Origin of the sequence: Streptomyces boninensis (genome assembly GCF_048572725.1) — a bacterium.
In the GTDB taxonomy this organism is placed as follows: Bacteria; Actinomycetota; Actinomycetes; order Streptomycetales; family Streptomycetaceae; genus Streptomyces; species Streptomyces boninensis.
Genome location: NZ_CP183837.1, coordinates 9,412,173 through 9,429,598 on the forward strand (window position 1 = coordinate 9,412,173; position 17,426 = coordinate 9,429,598).

3 protein-coding genes are annotated in these 17,426 nt (G+C 74.2%); all 3 read right to left on the reverse strand.

What is annotated here, in order from left to right; genetic code table 11:
* Positions 1–9 precede the first annotated feature (9 nt).
* From ACNNMR_RS42420 to ACNNMR_RS42430, 3 genes are read right to left on the reverse strand one after another with little or no spacing between them, the layout of a single operon-like run.
* A complete protein-coding gene (locus tag ACNNMR_RS42420; protein WP_420000096.1) occupies positions 10–1,524 on the reverse strand; it encodes an FAD-dependent monooxygenase in 1,515 nt (504 codons plus the stop codon).
* On the reverse strand, positions 1,521–7,046 hold the full coding sequence (locus ACNNMR_RS42425) for a beta-ketoacyl synthase N-terminal-like domain-containing protein (protein ID WP_420000097.1): 5,526 nt from the start codon (positions 7,044–7,046) through the stop codon (positions 1,521–1,523). Before ACNNMR_RS42425 ends, ACNNMR_RS42420 begins: the two co-directional genes overlap by 4 nt.
* The gene (locus ACNNMR_RS42430; protein WP_420000098.1) at positions 7,027–17,406 is read right to left on the reverse strand and encodes a type I polyketide synthase; all 10,380 of its coding nucleotides are present in this window, start codon (positions 17,404–17,406) and stop codon (positions 7,027–7,029) included. The genes ACNNMR_RS42425 and ACNNMR_RS42430 overlap by 20 nt, the downstream gene beginning before the upstream one ends.
* Between the last annotated feature and the right edge of the window lie 20 nt (positions 17,407–17,426).

Genomic DNA, 17,426 nt, shown 5'->3' on the forward strand with positions numbered 1-17,426 from the left:
GGTCTTGACTCACGCCGCCAGGCGCCCCAGAAGCCGCTCGGCGTGGGCCATGTCGCCGGCCTCCTGCCCGCTGGCCGCGACGAAGCCGTCCGGGCGCAGCAGCAGGAAGCCCGGGCCGCGGCGGGGAAGCGACACCCGCTCGTGCACCACCAGGTCCGGCCGGCGGGCGGCCACCTCGGCGGCGTGGCTGGCCAGTTCACCGCCCGTGGTCAGCAGCCGGAAGCGGGCGGCGGCCTCGTCCCGCCCGGGCTCGGCGACCCAGTGCGGCGTACGGGCCCCGGGCCCCGGCAGCCGACGGGGGCGCAGCTCCCGGCGGCTGCGCTCGGGCGCGGCGGGCCTCCCGAACAGCGCGTCCGGGTAGCTGACCCGCCAGCCGGCCAGCACCGGCGCGTAGAAGCGGCGCAGCACGCCGGACCGCTGCAGGGCGGCCCACCACGCATTGCGTGCCCGGCTGGTGGCCGAGGCGAGCAGGTTCCCCGCCCCGGTGCCGGTGCATTTCATGAACCTCGCCCCCAGCTGGGCGGTGAGCTTGAGGGTCTCCTCGGCCACGTGCCGCCGCTCGATGTCGTACGTGTCGAGGACGGCCTCGTCCAGCCGGCCCTGGACGACCCCGGCGAGTTTCCACACCAGGTTGCGTACGTCCTGAAGGCCGAGGTTGAGGCCCTGCCCGCCGAGCGGCAGGTGGGTGTGCGCGGCGTCGCCGACGAGGAAGACCCGCCCCTTGCGGTACCGCGCCGCGATCCGCTCCTGGCTCGTGAACGAGGTCACGGCCTCCAGGTCCGACATGCTCAGCCCGAGGTCGTGCGCGTCGAGCAGCCGCTGGACGGTCTCGGGCGTCAGCGGCGTGTCGGCCTCGATGCGCGACGACAGCCGCACGGCGCCGCCCGGCAGCGGCACGAAGACCAGGGAGCTGCCGGCGCTGTAGAGATAGTGCATCTCGCCGCGGTCCAGGCCGCCGCCGTGCACCCGCCCCTCGGTGAGCAGCGAGGTGCTCGGGATGTACGTCCCGGGGAACTCGACGCCGAGCCGCTCGCGGACCGTACTGCCGACACCGTCCGCCCCGATGAGCCACTCGGCCTCGATCAGCTCGGTCCCGTCGGGTCCCTTGACCTCGGCCGTGACGCGGTCCTCGGCGGCGGTGCCGATATCGGTGACCCGCATGGACCGCTCGACGCGGCCGCCGAGCCGCTCGAGCTCCTGCTCCAGCAGCCGGTTGGTTCTGTCCTGCTGGAGGATCAGCGGCTGGTTGACCTTGTCCAGCACGACCCGGATGATCGGGCCTTCCGGCAGGTGGTAGTTGATGGCCTTGCAGCGGAAGCCCAGCTCCTCGACCTGGTCCAGCACCCCGACCGCGCGCAGGCTCTCCAGCGTCGGCGGCCACAGCAGGATCGCGCGGGACCCGGTGCTCGGCTCCGCGGCGGCCTCCAGCACCCGTACGCCCACGCCCATCCGCAGCAGCGTGCAGGCCGCGGCCAGCCCGCAGGGCCCGCCGCCCACGATCAGCACCTGCGTTTTGCCTGTCATACGGGCTGCTCCCTTCGTGCCTTCGGCTTGGTGACGGAGTCGAGCCAGCCCTGGACCGACCGGGCGGTCAGCCGGGCGTTCTCCTCGATGACGGAGAAGTGGTTTCCGGCGATGTCGAGCGCGGTGTGGGGCCGGCTCCAGGAGGACCGCCAGGCGTGGTCCGCCGGCCAGCCGGGCACGGGGTCGCTGGCGCGGGCCAGGAGGACGGGGGTCTGGAGTGCGGTGGGCTCCCAGCTGTCGAGCAGCCGCAGGTAGCCGGCCATCGCGGTGAGTCTGGTGTCGTCGACCGGGATGAGGTCGCCGACGCGGTCCGCCATGCCGGTCAGGAGGGCGGGGCCGAGGGTCGAGCGGTTTCTGGAGTCGAGCCGGTACGCGTCGAGGAGCACGAGCGCGTCTGGGAAGGTGCCGGAGCGTTCGAGGTGGCGGGCGACCGCGTGGGCCAGGAGTGCTCCGGAGGAGTAGCCGGTGAGCACGAACGGTGCTGCTCCGGCCCGTTCGAGTACGGCGGACGCCGCCGCCTCGGCCAGCGCGTCCAATGTCGCGGGGAGGCGCTCGCCGGGGGTGTAGCCCGGCAGGGACAGCGCCGTTACGTCGCGTTCGCCGGTGAACTCAGCGGAGAAGCGGGCGTATTGGTGTGGACCAGAGGTGGCGAGCACCGAGGGGAAGCAGATGAGGGCGGGCGAGGCGGTGCCCGCTGCAAGGCCGACCGGCTGCGGCAGCTCGCCGGGCTGCGGGGTGTCGAACGCGGGTCGCAGGCGGGCGGCCGCGTCCAGGAGGTCGAGTACGTCGAGGAGGCTGGGGGTGTCGCCCCCGCCGGGGGCGTCGGCGCGGTCGCCGGCCCGGAGGAACAGGTCGCTGAGCAGCCCCTCTTGTCCGCCGGCGGCCTCCGCCCCGGCGGCGCCGTCGTCCTCCACGGCACCCAGCTCCTCCCGTACGTGACGGGCGAGCCCCTCGGGCGTACGGGCCTCGAGGACCGCGCGGCCCGTCAGCCGCAGCCCGGCAGCGGCGTTGATCCGGTTGCGGAGCTGGATGGTGGTCAGCGAGTCGAAGCCGATCTCCAGGAACGCCCGGTCGATCGTCACCTCCGCCGGGTCCGCGTGGCCGAGCACACCGGCGATGTGCGTACGGATCAGGTCGAGCAGCAGCCGGTGCTGCTCGGCTCCGGACAGCCCGGAGAGCTGCGGCAACCCCTGCCCCGGTGCTGCCTGTCCGCCATCGGCGGTGCCGGCGGCCTGGCGGATCCGCTGGACGTCCGGGAGCTCGGCCAGCAGCGGGCGCGGCCGGTCCCGGCCGAGCACCCCGAGCAGTGTCTCCCAGCGCACGTCGGCCAGTACGGGCACGGCCTCGTCCCGGTCCAGCGCCTGCTGGAGTGCGGCGACGGCCTGATCGGGCGGCAGCGACGGCAGCCCGCGGCGCGCCAGCCGCTCCTGCCGCGCCTGCTCGAACTCCGCCTGCTCCGCGCCGCGTACCTCGGTGTCGGCCCAGGCGCCCCAGGCGACGGCGGTGGCCGGTAGCCCGCGGGCCCGGCGGTGTTCGGCGAGGGCGTCGAGGGCGGCGTTGGCGGCCGCCCAGCCGGCCAGGCCGACGGTGCCACCGAGGGTGGCGAAGACCGACGAGAACAGGACGAAGGCGGAGAGGTCCAGGTCGCGGGTCAGCTCGTGCAGGTTCCACGCGGCCTGGGCCTTGGCCCGGAGCATGGCTTCGAGTGCCTCGGGGACGAAGGCCTCCAGCGGTCCTTCCTCCAGCAGCCCGTCGGTGTGCACGACGGCGGTGAGCGGCCGGTCCGCCGGTACGGCCGCGAGTACGCGGGCCAGCGCGTCGCGGTCGGCGGCGTCGCAGTCGGCGAAGGTCACCTTGGCGCCGAGGGCGGCGAGTTCGGCCTCCAGCTCGACCGTGCGGTCAGGGTCGTACGCGGCCGCGCTGGTCAGCAGCAGGTGTCCGGCGCCGCTGCCGGCCAGCCAGCGGGCGACGTGGGCGGCCATCGGGCCCGTACCGCCGGTGACGAGAACCGTGCCGGAGAACCGCCGGTCGGGGCCGGCGGCCGCGGCGCCGTGGGGAGAGCGCACCAGGCGGCGGGCGAACACGCCGGAGGAGCGGATCGCGACCTGGTCCTCGCCGTCGAGCCCGGCCAGGACACCCGCGAGCCGGGCCGCAACGCGGTCGTCCACCGTGGCGGGCAGGTCGACCAGGCCTCCCCAGGCGAGCGGGAATTCGAGCGCCGCGCCCTGGCCCAGGCCCCAGACCGCGGCTTGGTCCGGGTGGTCGACCGTGTCGGCGTCGTCCACGCGTACGGCGCCCTGGGTGACGGCCCACAGCGGGGACTCGATGCCTGCGTCGGCGAGTGCCTGGAGCAGCAGCAGGGTGGCCGAGGCGGCGTGGCTGGGGGTGGGCGCGTCGTCGTTCCAGGCGAGCAGGGAGAGGACGCCCGTTGGTGGCTCGGCGCCGGCCGGTGACTCGGCGGTGGCAGCCGCGGCCAGGAGTCCTGCGAGCTGCTCCCGGCTGTTCGCGCCGGGGTCGCTCTCGACCACGGCCACCCGGGCGCCATTGCGTTCCAGGGCGCGGGTCAAGGCCGTGATGCGCTCGGCGGTGGCGGTGGGGTGAGCGGGTGCGACGACGAGCCAGGTGCCGGTGAGTGCGGGGCGATCCGGTTCCTTGAGCGGGCGCCAAGCGATGCGATAGCGCCAGGAGTCGGCGCCGACCGGACCTGCGGCGTGGAATGCGGCGGGTGCCTCCATCCAATAGCGGCGACGCTGGAAGGCGTAGGTGGGCAGGTCGACGCGGCGGACGGGGGTGTCGGCGTAGACGGCGGCCCAGTCCACCGGCACACCGTTGACCCAGGCTTCCGCCAAGGAGGCGTAGAAGCGCTCCAGGCCGCCGTCGTTGCGGTGCAGGCTGCCGACGACGAGCGCGTCGGTGCTCGTGTCCTCGGCGGTCTCCTCAACCGGGGTGGTCAGGATCGGGTGCGGGGTCATCTCGATGAACGCCTGGTGACCTTGCGCGAGAAGGGAGCGGACCACCGTCTCGAAGCGGACCGTCCGGCGCAGGTTGCGGTACCAGTAATCGGCGTCCAGGGAGGCAGTGTCGAGCTGCTCCCCGGTGACCGTGGAGAAGAAGGGCACCTCACCAGATATGGGCCGTACGGGGGCCAGGAGCTCGGCTATCTGGTCCTTGATCCGCTCCACGTGGGTGGAGTGCGAGGCGTAGTCGACTGGGATGCGACGGGCGCGGATCTCCTGCTCCCGGCAGACGTCCATCATCTCGTCGAGGGCGTCGGCGTCACCGGCCACCACCGTGGCCGCCGAGCCGTTGACCGCCGCCACCGAGATACGGTCCTCCCAGCGGGCCAGCAGCTCATTAACGTCCGCCCGCGAGGCAGCGATGGACACCATGCCGCCCTGCCCGGACAGCGCCAGCACCGCCTGACTCCGGTATGCCACCACCCGCGCCCCGTCCTCCAGCGACAGCCCGCCCGCCACGCACGCGGCCGCGATCTCGCCTTGGGAGTGGCCCACCACCGCCGCAGGATGAACGCCGTGGGCCCGCCACAGTGCGGCCAGCGACACCATCACGGCCCACAATGCCGGCTGCACCACATCAACCCGCTGAAGCGCCGCCTCGTCGCCCAACACCTCCAGCAGCGACCAGTCCACGAACGGCTCCAGCGCCGCCGCACACTCGGTCAGCCGCTCACGGAATACGGGTGAGGACGCCACCAGCTCCAGCGCCATCCCGGCCCACTGCGATCCCTGGCCGGGGAAGACGAACACCGCACGATCCCGGTCGCGCGCGACGCCCTGCACCATTCCCGGTGCGGGCTCCCCGGCCTCCGCCGCGGCAAGTCCCGCCGTCAGCGACGCCCGGTCGGCGGCGACCACCGCCGCGCGGTGCTCGAACTGCGACCGGAACACCGCCGAGGAGAAGCCCACGTCCGCCGCCGACACGTCGCCGGGAGCGGACTCCACGTACGTCCGCAACCGCCCCGCCTGCCCCCGCAGACCCGCCGCGCCCCGCCCCGACACCACCACCGGCACACCCCCGGAGGGGGAGACCGCGGGTACCACGCATGGCCCGGCCTCCTTGCGCACCACGCCCGGCCCGGCATCCTCGTCTGCCTCGGTGAGCGGAGACTCCTCGACGAGGACGTGCGCGTTTGTTCCACTGACGCCGAACGCCGAGACCCCGGCCCGCCGCGGCCGGTCCCCGTCCCGGCTCCACTCCACCGGTTCCGTAAGCAGCGACACCGCCCCGGACGACCAGTCCACATGCGGTGAGGGCTCGTCCGCGTGCAGGGTGCGCGGCAGCATGCCGTTCCGCATCGCCAGCACCGTCTTGATGACCCCGGCGACGCCGGCAGCAGCGCCCGAATGCCCGATGTTGGACTTCACCGAGCCAAGCCACAGCGGCTGGTCGGACGGCCGGTCCTGGCCGTACGTCGCCAGCAGCGCCTGCGCCTCGATCGGGTCGCCCAGGGTGGTGCCGGTCCCGTGCGCCTCGACCACGTCCACCTGGGACGGCGCGAGCCGCGCGTCGGCGAGCGCGGCGCGGATCATCCGCTGCTGCGCCGCGCCGTTGGGGGCGGTGAGGCCGTTGGAGGCGCCGTCCTGGTTCACCGCCGAGCCGCGTACGACCGCCAGCACGTCGTGGCCGTTGCGCCGCGCCTCCGAGAGGCGTTCTACGAGAATCGCGCAGACCACCTCGGACCAGGCGGTGCCGTCCGCCGCCGCGGAGAACGCCTTGACCCGGCCGTCCGGAGCGAGTCCCCGCTGGCGGCTGAAGTCCACGAAGCCGGTGGGCGTGGCCATGACGTTCACGCCGCCGACGACCGCGAGCGAGCACTCGTCCCGTAACAGCGACTGGCGCGCCAGGTGCAGCGCCACCAGCGACGATGAGCAGGCCGTGTCCACGGTCAGCGCGGGGCCCTCGAAGCCGAAGAGGTACGACACCCGGCCGGAGAGGACGCTGCGGAAGGTGCCGGTCAGCCGGTGGGCCTCGACCTCCTCGGGCGGGGCGGCGGCGAGGATCGTGCTGTAGTCCTCCGCGCTGCAGCCCGCGAAGACGCCGGTCCTGCTGCCGCGCAGGGCGAGCGGGTCGAGGCCGGCCCGTTCGAAGGCCTCCCACACCGTCTCCAGGAACAGCCGCTGCTGCGGGTCCATGGCCGCGGCCTCGCGCGGGCTGATGCCGAAGAACTCCGCGTCGAAGTCGCCCGCGTCGTAGAGGAATCCGCCGTGGCGGACGTACGAGGTGCCGGGCCGGTCCGGGTCGGGGTCGTACAGCCCGTCCAGGTCCCAGCCCCGGTCGGCGGGGAAGGGCGAGATCGCGTCGCCGCCTTCCGCCAGGAACCGCCACAGCTCCTCCGGCGACCGCAGCCCGCCGGGGAACCGGCCGCTCATCCCGACGATGGCGATCGGCTCGCGGGCCCGTTCCTCCACCTCCTCCAGGCGGCGACGGGCCTCGCTCATCTCCACCGTCACACGCTTGAGGTAGCTGCGGAGCCGCTGCTCGTCAGACATGGCTGTCCTCACTGCTGTCCTGTCCCAGCTCGCTGTCGATGAAGTCGAAGATGTCGTCGTCGGTGGCGGTCTCGAGCTGATCGGTGAGCCCGGACGGCCGCGTGCTGTCGCCGTTGCCGTCGAACGCGCCGAGCTGGGAGAGGAATCCGGTGAGGCGGGCGGCGACCCGTTCCCGTACGTCCTCGTCCCCGGTCGCGGAGGAGAGCGCGGCCTGCAGCCGGTCCAGCTCCTCGTCGAGCGGTGCCTTGGCCCCGGTGCCGAGTTCGCCCCGCAGGTACGCGGCTATGGCGGCGGGGGTCGGGTGGTCGAAGACGAGGGTGACGGGGAGGCGCAGCCCGGCGACGGCGCCGAGGCGGTTGCGGAGGGTGACCGCGGCCAGAGAGTCGAAGCCGACGTCCTTGAGGGCTCGGTGCGGCTCGACCTCCGTGGGGTCGGAGTGGCCGAGCACCTCGGCGATCGCGGTGCGTACGGCGTCGAGCAGCACGCGGTCCTGGTCCGCGTCGGCGAGGCCGGCGAGCTGCTGGGCCAGGGCGCCGGTGCCGGCGTCCGCCGCTTGGGCCGGGTCATCGGAGGCCAGCGCCCTGCGGACCTCCGGGAGGTCGCCGATGAGCGGGCTGGGCCTGACGGCGGTGAACGCCGTCGCGAAGCGCTCCCAGTCGATGTCGGCGACGACCGTGGTGGCCTCGCCCGCGCCGACGGCCGCGGGGATGGCGAGGACGGCTGCCTCCGGGGCCATCTCGGACACGCCCCGGCGGCGCAGCCCGTCGCGGCGGGCCTGTTCAGCCTCGGGGTCGTCGGCGGCGTCGGCGTCGCCCCACAGGCCCCAGGCGAGCGAGGTGGCCTTCTGGCCCTGCCCGGCGCGCTGTTCGGCGAGCGCGTCGAGGCCGGCATTGGCCACGCCGATGCCGCTCTGGCCGCCGCTGCCCCACACTCCGGCGACGGAGGAGAAGAGCACAAAGGCGTCGAGGGGGACGCCGTCCAGCAGCGCGTGCAGGTGACCGGCGCCGGCCACCTGGTCGAGCGCGTCCGCGAGCGCGTCAGGGCCCGTATCGGCCAGGGCGGCGGGCGCGGTTGCGGCGGCGGTGAAGACGACGGCGGTCAACGGGATGTCGGCGGCGGCTCGGTCGAGCACCTCGGCGAGTGCCTGCCGGTCGGTGGTGTCGCATGCCTCGACCGTGACCCGGGCGGTGCCGAGGCCGGTCAACTCGGCTGTGAGACCGGCGTCCGGGGGCGGCGTTCCGGCCTCGTGGGTGAGCACCAGGTGCTCGGCGCCGCTGCGGGCGAGCCAGCGTGCCGCATGCGCCCCGGCGCCCTCGGTGCCGCCGGTGACCAGGACCGTACCCCTGGGGCGCCATGCGCCGCGGTCGGTGCGGTCGCCGGGAGACAACCGCGCCAAGCGGCGGGCGAAGGCGCCGGAGGCGCGGACGGCGAGCTGGTCCTCGTCCCCGGGGTCCGCGAGCAGGCGCGCCAACCTGGTGAGCGCCCGTTCCCCGGGGGCGGCCGGGAGGTCGGCCAGGCCGCCCCACAGCAGCGGGTGCTCCAGCGCGGCGGTACGGCCCAGGGCCCAGAGTTGGGCCTGTACGGGACTGGTCAGCCGGTCGCCGCCGCCGGTGGCTACCGCGCCTCGGGTGAGGAGCCAGAGGCGGGTGTCCCATGCCGTATCGGCGAGGGCTTGGAGCAGGGCGAGGGTGCCGGCGGTGCCGGTGGACAGGGACGGGCGGCCGGGCAGCGGGGTCTCGTCCAGCCCGAGGAGTGAGAGCACCCCGGCGGGCGAGGCGCCGTCGCCGTCGCCGTCGCCGTCGCTCGCGAGGGCGGCGGTGATGGCTGCGGTGACGGCGGCGCGGTCGGCGCCCGGGTCCACGGCGACACGGATAGTACGCGCCCCTATGCGGGCGAGCGCGCTCTCGCACGCACCGGCCAGGTCGTCGTCCGGTGCGCCGGTGTCGACGGCGGGTGTGACGAGGAGCCAGGTGCCGGTGATGGCGGGGTGCTCAGGTTCCCGTACGGGCCGCCAAGTCACTTGATAGCGCCACGAGTCGACCGCGGACTGCTGCCGCCGACCGCGGCGCCAGGAGGACAGGGCGGGCAGGATCGCCCCCAGGGCATCGGCCTCCTGGGTCTGGAGGGTGCCGGTGAGCGCTTCGAGGTCCTCCCGCTCGACGGCCTCCCAGAAGCGGGTCTCCACGGCGTCGGTGCCGGATGGTGCGGCGTCCTGGCCGGTGTCAGGCTCGTCCAGCCAGTAGCGGCGACGCTGGAAGGCATACGTCGGCAGGTCGACGCGGCGTGCGGGCGGGTCGGCGTAGCCGCTCGCCCAGTCCACCGGCACGCCGCTGACCCAGGCCTCGCCCAGCGAGGCGTAAAAGCGCTCCAGGCCGCCTTCGTCGCGCTGCAGGCTGCCCACGACGACCGCGTCGGCGCGGGCGTCCTCCACCGTCTCCTCCACCGGCACCGTCAGGATCGGGTGCGGGGTCATCTCGATGAACGCCTGATGCCCCTGCGCGAGCAGGGAGCGGATCACCGGCTCGAACCGCACCGGGTGCCGCAAGTTGCGGTACCAGTAACCGGCGTCCAGGGACGCGGTGTCGAGCTGCTCCCCGGTCACCGTCGAGAAGAACGGCACCGCACCCGATAGGGGCCGCACCGGCGCGAAGAGCTCGGCGAGCGTGTCCTTGAGCGGCTCCACGTACGCGGAGTGGGAGGCGTACGCCGCCGTCACCCGCCGCGCCCGGATGTCCCGCTCGCGGCAGAGGTCCATCAGCTCGTCCAGCGCGGCGGTGTCTCCGGCCACGACGGTGGCGGAGGGCCCGTTGACCGCCGCTACGGACAGGCGCCCGTCCCAGCGGGTCAGAAGCTGCTCGACGCCCGCCTGGGGGAGGGCGAGCGACGTCAGGCCGCTCTGCTGGGAGATCCCGCGGGCGACCCGGCTGCGCAGCGCGACGACCCGGGCGCCGTCCTCCAGCGACAGGCCGCCCGCGACACATGCCGCGGCGATCTCGCCCTGCGAGTGGCCGACCACCGCCGCCGGATGCACGCCGTGGGCCTGCCACAGCGCCGCCAGCGACACCATCACCGCCCACAGCGCGGGCTGGATGACGTCCACCCGCTCCAGGGCTTCTGCGTCGCCCAGCACCTCCAGCAGCGACCAGTCCACAAACGGCTCCAGCGCTACGGCACACTCCGCCAGCCGCTCCCGGAAGACGGGAGCGGACTCGGCCAGCTCCAGCGCCATGCCCGCCCACTGTGAGCCCTGACCCGGGAAGACGAACACCGCACGGTCCCGCGGGCCCGCCACGCCCCGTACGACCCCGGAATCCGCGCCGCCGGACTCCAGCGCGGCCAGGCGCGCCGTCAACGACCCACGGTCGGCGGCAACGACCACCGCACGATGGTCGAACTGCGCCCGCGTCACCGCCGAGGAGTAGCCGACGTCCGCCACCGACACCTCACCAGGAGCCGACTCCACGTACGACCGCAGCCGCCCCGCCTGCCCCCGCAGGCCTCCGGCACCACGCCCCGAGACCGGCACCGGAACCGGCGCCGTCGTGGCGGGCGCGGCGGCCTCCGTTTCGTCCGCCGCAGGAGGCTGCTCGATGACCACATGCGCATTGGTCCCGCTGATCCCGAAGGAGGACACCCCGGCCCGGCGCGGCTCTTCGCCGCCGGGCCAGGCCCGCTGCTCGGTCAGCAGCGAGACGCTGCCCGCGCTCCAGTCGATGTGCGGCGAGGGCTCGTCCACGTGCAGGGTGCGCGGGAGCACGCCGTTCCGCATCGCCATGACCATCTTGATGACTCCGGCTGCCCCGGCGGCGGCCTGCGTGTGGCCGATGTTGGACTTGACCGAGCCGAGCCAGAGCGGCCGGTCGTCCGGCCGGTCCTGGCCGTACGCCGTCATCAGCGCCTGCGCCTCGATCGGGTCGCCGAGCCTGGTGCCGGTGCCGTGCGCCTCGACCGCGTCCACCTGGGCCGGGTCGAGGCCGGCCGCGGACAGCGCGGCCTTGATCACGCGCTGCTGTGCGGGTCCGTTGGGGGCGGTGAGGCCGTTGGAGGCGCCGTCCTGGTTCACGGCTGTGCCGCGTACCACGGCGAGCACTTCGTGGCCGTTGCGCCGGGCGTCGGACAGCCGCTCCAGCAGGAGCATGCCGATGCCCTCGGACCAGCCGGTGCCGTTGGCGGCCGCCGAGAAGGACTTGGACCGGCCGTCGGGGGCGAGCGCCCGCTGCCGGCTGAACTCGACGAACGACACCGGCGCCGACAGCACCGTCACGCCACCGGCGAGCGCGAGCGAAGACTCCCCGAGGCGCAGCGACTGGCACGCCAGGTGCAGCGCCACCAGGGACGAGGAGCAGGCCGTGTCCACCGTGACCGCCGGGCCCTCCAGGCCGAAGGTGTACGCGATACGGCCGGAGTCCACACTGCCGGTGTTGCCGGTGCCGAGATATCCCTCCAGCTCCGCCGGCATCTTCGGCAGCCGGTAGGCGTACTCGTGGTACATGACGCCGGCGAACACGCCGGTCCTGCTGCCGCGCACCGTCGCCGGGGCGATCCCGGCGCGCTCGAACGCCTCCCACGACGTCTCCAGCAGCAGCCGCTGCTGCGGGTCCATCGCCAGCGCCTCCTTCGGGCTGATGCCGAAGAACTCCGCGTCGAAGTCACCCGCGTCGTAGAGGAATCCGCCGTCGCGTACGTACGAGGTGCCGGGCCGGTCCGGGTCGGGGTCGTAGAGCGCGTCGAGGTCCCAGCCGCGGTCGGTGGGGAGGGGGGAGATGGCGTCGGATCCGGAGGCGACGAGCTCCCAGAGGTCCTCGGGGGTTTGTACGCCGCCGGGGAGGCGGCAGCTCATGCCGACGATGGCGATGGGGTCGTCGTCGAGCGCGGTCGGCTCCGCGGGCGCCGCGACGGGAGCCGGGGCCGCGGTGTCGACCAGCTCATCGATCAAGTGCCGCGCGAGAGCCGCCGGGTTGGGATAGTCGAATACGAGCGTGGCGGGCAGCCGCAGGCCGGTGGTCTTCTCCAGCCGGTTGCGCAGCTCGACGGCGGTCAAAGAGTCGAGGCCGAGGTCCTTGAAGCCGCGGCGGGGGTCCATCGAGTCGGCGTTCTGGTAGTCGAGGGTCTCCGCGACGGTGGCGTGTACGAGGCCGACCACGGCCTCTTCGCGCTCCTCCGCGGACATGCCGGCCAGCCGCCGCGGGAGGTCGGCGCCCCCGGCCGCGCCGCCGGCTTCGGCGACGCGACGGGTGGGAGCGGTGCGGACCAGGCCGCGGAACACGACCGGCAGAGCGCTTCCTTGAGCGCGCAGCACCGCGGTGTCCAGGCCGATGGGTACGGCCACGGTCGCGTCGAGGGCCAGGGCGGCGTCGAACAGGCCGAGTCCCTGCTCCGGCGTGAGCGGCGTCGTACCGGCGCGGGCCAGCCGGGCCCGGTCGGCGTCGCTCAGCTCGGCGGCCATCCCGCCCTCGCCCCAGGGGCCCCAGGCCAGTGAGGTGGCGGTCAGGCCGTGCGCGCGTCGGTGGTGGGCCAGGGCGTCGAGGAAGGTGTTGGCCGCGGCGTAGTTGGCCTGGCCCGCGCTGCCGATGGTGCCGGCGGCCGAGGAGAACAGCACGAACGCGGACAGGTCCAGGTCGCGGGTCAGCTCGTGCAGGTTCAGGGCGGCGTCCGCCTTGGGGCGGAAGACGCCGTCGATCCGCTCGGGCGTTTGGGCGCCGATGACGCCGTCGTCCAGGACGCCGGCCGCGTGCACGACGCCGGTCAGCGGGCGGTCGGCGGGTATGCCGTCCAGGAGCCGGCGCAGCGCGTCGGGGTCGGCCACATCGCAGGCGGCCAGCTCGACGTCGGCGCCGAGCGCGGTGAGTTCGGCCGCCAGCTCGGCGCTGCCCGCGGCGGCCGCTCCGCGGCGGCTGGTCAGCAGCAGGTGGCGGACGCCGTGTTCGCGTACCAGGTGGCGGGCGAACAGGCCGCCCAGCGCGCCGGTGGCCCCGGTGATCAGCACCGTGCCGCCCGCGTCCCAGCGCCCCGGCCCGTCGGCAGGTACGGCGTCACCGGCCATGGCCGCCCTGGCCAGCCGGGGCACGAGGAGGGCCCCGGCCCGTACGGCCACCTGCGGCTCCCGGGCCGCCAGCGCCTGGGGCAGCAGCGCCACAGCGGTTGCTTCGTCTTCGTCTTCGAGGTCGAGGTCGATCAGCACGATCCGGCCCGGGTTCTCGGTCTGCGCCGATCGCACCAGGCCCCACAGCGGGGCGTGCGCCAGATCCACGTCCTCGTCGGGGCCGGCGGCGACCGCGCCACGGGTGACGACCGCCAGCACGGCCGCCCCGAAGCGTTCGTCGGCCAGCCAGGCCTGCACGAGTTCCAGCGCGCGATGCGCGGCGGCCCGCGCGGCATCCGCCGCGTCGCTCCCGGCTCCGGCACCGTCCCGTACGACGGTGGCGTCCGGGACGAACGGCACCACCACCGTGTCCGCCAGGTCCGCGCCGCCCGCCGCGCCGAAGGCATCCAGGCCCCGGTACGGGACCGCGTCCGCCGCGGCGAGGGCGGCTGCGAGGCCGGCCGCCTGCCCGTCGTCCGCCCTCAGGACCGCGCATCGTAGGGCCGGGTCCGGGGGTGCGGCGGCGGGGAGCGCCGTCCAGTCCAGCGCGTACAGCGTCGTGCCGCCCGTCTCGCGGGTGGCGGCGCCGAGTTGCTCGACGGAGATCGGTCGCGAGGCCACGGACCGGATGGTGATGACGGGTTGGCCGGTGGGGTCGGTGGCCAGCACCGAGGTTGCGTTCGGGCCTGCGGGAGTCATGCGCACCCGCAGCACAGAGGCCCCGGTCGCCTGGACGCCGACGCCGCTCCAGACGAAGGGGAGCCGGGGGCTTCCGCCGCCGGACGCGTCGCCCAACACCAAGCCATGGCCCGCGGCGTCGAGGAGTGCGGGGTGGACGCAGTACGCACCGGCGTCGCCCAGTTGCTCCTCGGCCAGCGCCACCTCGGTGAAGACCGCGTCGCCCCGCCGCCACACGCCGCGCGTGCCCTGGAACGCAGGACCGTAGTCCAGGCCGAGCTCCGCCATCCGCTCGTACAGCTGGTCCGCCGGCACCTCCTCGGCGTCCGGCGGCGGCCACACGGCCATCTCCGCCGACATCTCGTCCGCCACGTCCGCGGGCTCCACCGCGGCCAGCACGCCCGTCGCGTGCCGGGTCCACGGAGCGTCGGCGTCGGCGTCGTCCCGGGTGTCCTCTGGCCGGGAGTGGATGCCGACCGGGCGGCGCCCTGCGTCGTCAGGGACGCTGACGACGACCTGGACCTGCACGCTGCCGCGCTCGGGCAGCGTCAGCGGGGCCTCCAGGGTGAGTTCGTCGAGTACGCCGCAGCCGGCCTGGTCACCGGCGTGGACGGCCAGCTCCACCAGGCCCGTACCGGGGAACACGACCCTGCCGAGCACCGCGTGATCGGCCAGCCAGGGGTGCGCGTCGACCGACAGCCGGCCGGTGAGGACCAGGCTGTCGGCGTCCGCGAGCGACACGGCTGCGCCGAGCAGCGGATGCCCGGCGGGCGTCAGGCCGAGGGCGGGGGCGGTGGTCGCGCCGGTCCCCTCCACGGTGGCGTCCATCCAGTAACGCCGGTGCTGGAAGGGATAGGTGGGCAGGTCGACGGCCCGGGCGCCGCTGCCGGCGAAGACCGCCGCCCAGTCCGGACCTGCGCCGCGTACGTGCAGCCTGCCCAGGGCCGTGGTGAAGATGTGCGCCTCGGCACGGTCGCGACGCAGTACGGGGATGAGGTCGGCGTCGTCCTCGGTGGCGGTGTCGGCGAGGCAGTCGCGGGCCATGCCGGTGAGGGTGCCGTCCGGGCCGATCTCCAGGAAGGTGGTCACATCCGCGGCCTGCAGATGCCGGACGCCGTCGCAGAACCGGACCGCTTCGCGGACGTGCCGCACCCAGTACTCCGGTGCGCAGATCTCGTCCGCGGATGCCGTCCCGCCGGTGAGGTTCGATACGACCGGGATCTGCGGCGGGTGGAAGTCGAGGTCCCGTACGACGGCCCGGAAGTCGTCCAGCATCGGGTCCATGTGCGCGGAGTGGAAAGCGTGGCTGACCCGCAGCTGCTTGGCGCGACGACCGCGCTCCTGCCACCCGGCAGCGATCTCGGCCACCGCGTCGGCGTCCCCGGAAACCACCACCGACGAAGGCCCGTTGAGCGCGGCGATGGAAACCCGATCGCCGTATCCGGCCAGGCTGTCGCGTACTTCCTCCTCGCTCGCCTGCACCGCGGCCATCGCGCCACCGGAAGGCAGCGCCTGCATCAACCGCCCACGAGCCGCCACCAGCACGCAGGCATCCGCCAGCGACAGCACCCCCGCCACATGCGCCGCCGCGACCTCGCCGATCGAGTGCCCCGCCACGTAATCCGGATGCACGCCCAGACTCTCCAACAGCCGGAACAGCGCCACCTCGACAGCGAACAAGGCCGGCTGCGTGAACCCGGTCTCGTGCAACAACTCCGCCTCAGCTGAGCCCTCCTCCGCGAAGATCACCTCACGCAGCGGGCGCTCCAGCAGCGCATCGAAGTGCCCGCACGCCTCGTCCAGCGCCGCCGCGAACGCCGGGAACCGCCCGTACAACTCCCGCCCCATCCCCACCCGCTGGCTGCCCTGCCCCGCGAAGAGGAACGCCGTCCCCCCATCAGCCTGCGCCCCCTGCACCAGCCGGGCGGACGAGCGCCCGTCCGCGAGCGCGTCGAGCCCGGCCAGCAGCTCGTCCCGATCCGACGCCAGCAGCACCGCACGGTGCTCCAGCGCGGTCCGCCCCGTCGCCGCCGAGTAGGCGACATCCACGGGATCGAGCTCGGGCCGGGCGGACAGGTGGTCGCGCAGCCGCGCGGACAAGTCGGTCAGCGCATCAGGAGACTTGGCGGAGAGCGGCAGCGGTACGAGGTCGGCCAGGGCCCGCGCGGCGCCCGGCCGCCCGTCCTCGGCTCCGGCCCAGGCCTCGGCCGCGGGCTGCTCGATGACCACATGCGCGTTGGTGCCGCTGACCCCGAACGACGTAATACCGGCGCGCCGCGGGTGCCCGTCCTCCGCCCATTCACGTTCCTCGGTCAGCAGGCGTACGGTGCCGGCGCTCCAGTCCACATGCGGGGTGGGCTCTTCCACGTGCAGGGTGCGCGGCAGCACGCCGTGGTGCATCGCCATGACCATCTTGATGATGCCCGCGACGCCGGCGACCGCCTGGCTGTGGCCGATGTTGGACTTCAGCGAGCCCAGCCACAGCGGCCGCTCCGGCTCGTGCTCCTTGCCGTACGTGTTGATCAAGGCCTGCGCCTCGATCGGGTCGCCCAGCTTGGTGCCGGTGCCGTGCGCCTCGACCGCGTCGACCTCACCGGCCGAGAGGCCCGCGCCGGCCAGCGCCGCCTGGATCACTCGCTCCTGCGAGCGGCCGTTGGGGGCGGTGAGGCCGTTCGACGCGCCGTCCTGGTTCACCGCCGAGCCGCGCACCACGGCAAGGATCCGGCGGCCGTTGCGGCGGGCGTCGGACAGCCGCTCCACGAGCAGCATGCCGACGCCCTCGGCCCAGCCGGTGCCGTCGGCCGTGGAGGAGAAGGACTTGCACCGCCCGTCCGGGGCGAGACCGCCCTGCCGGGCGAACTCGGTGAACGTCCCCGGCGTGCACATCAGATTCACGCCGCCGACCACCGCCAGCGAGCACTCGCCCTGCCGCAACGCCTGCCCGGCCAGATGCAGCGCCACCAGCGAGGACGAGCAGGCCGTGTCGATCGTCGCGGACGGGCCCTCGAGCCCGAAGGCGTACGACAGCCTCCCGGAGAACACGCTCGCCGCGACGCCCGTCAGCCGGTGCCCGACGACGCCCTCGACAGGCACGTACAGCAGCGGGCCGTAATCCTGGCGCAGGCCGCCGACGAAGACGGCGGTGCGGCTGCCGCGCACGGACGCCGCGTCGATGCCGGCCCGCTCGAACACCTCCCACGTGCTCTCCAGCAGCAGCCGCTGCTGCGGGTCCATCGCCAGCGCCTCGCGCGGCGAGATCCCGAACAGCTCCGCGTCAAAGTCCGGCGCCTCGTAGAGGAAGCCGCCGTGCCGCGTGTACGACGTGCCCTCGCGCTCGGAGTCCGGGTCGTAGAGCCAGTCGAGGTCCCAGCCGCGGTCGGTGGGGAACTCGGTGATCGCGTCGCCGCCGCGGGCGACCAGGTCCCACAGCTCCTCCGGAGAGCCGACCCCGCCCGGGAAGCGGCAGCTCATCCCGACGATGGCCAGCGGCTCTCCGGCGGCGGCGGTGAGCTGCCGGTTCTGCTCGCGCAGCCGGTCGGTTTTCTTGAGGGACTTCCGCAGCGCCTCGACCAGCTTCTCGGTGGACGTGTTCGTCATGTTCGGGGTCCTCACAAGGTCGGCAGGTCAGGGGG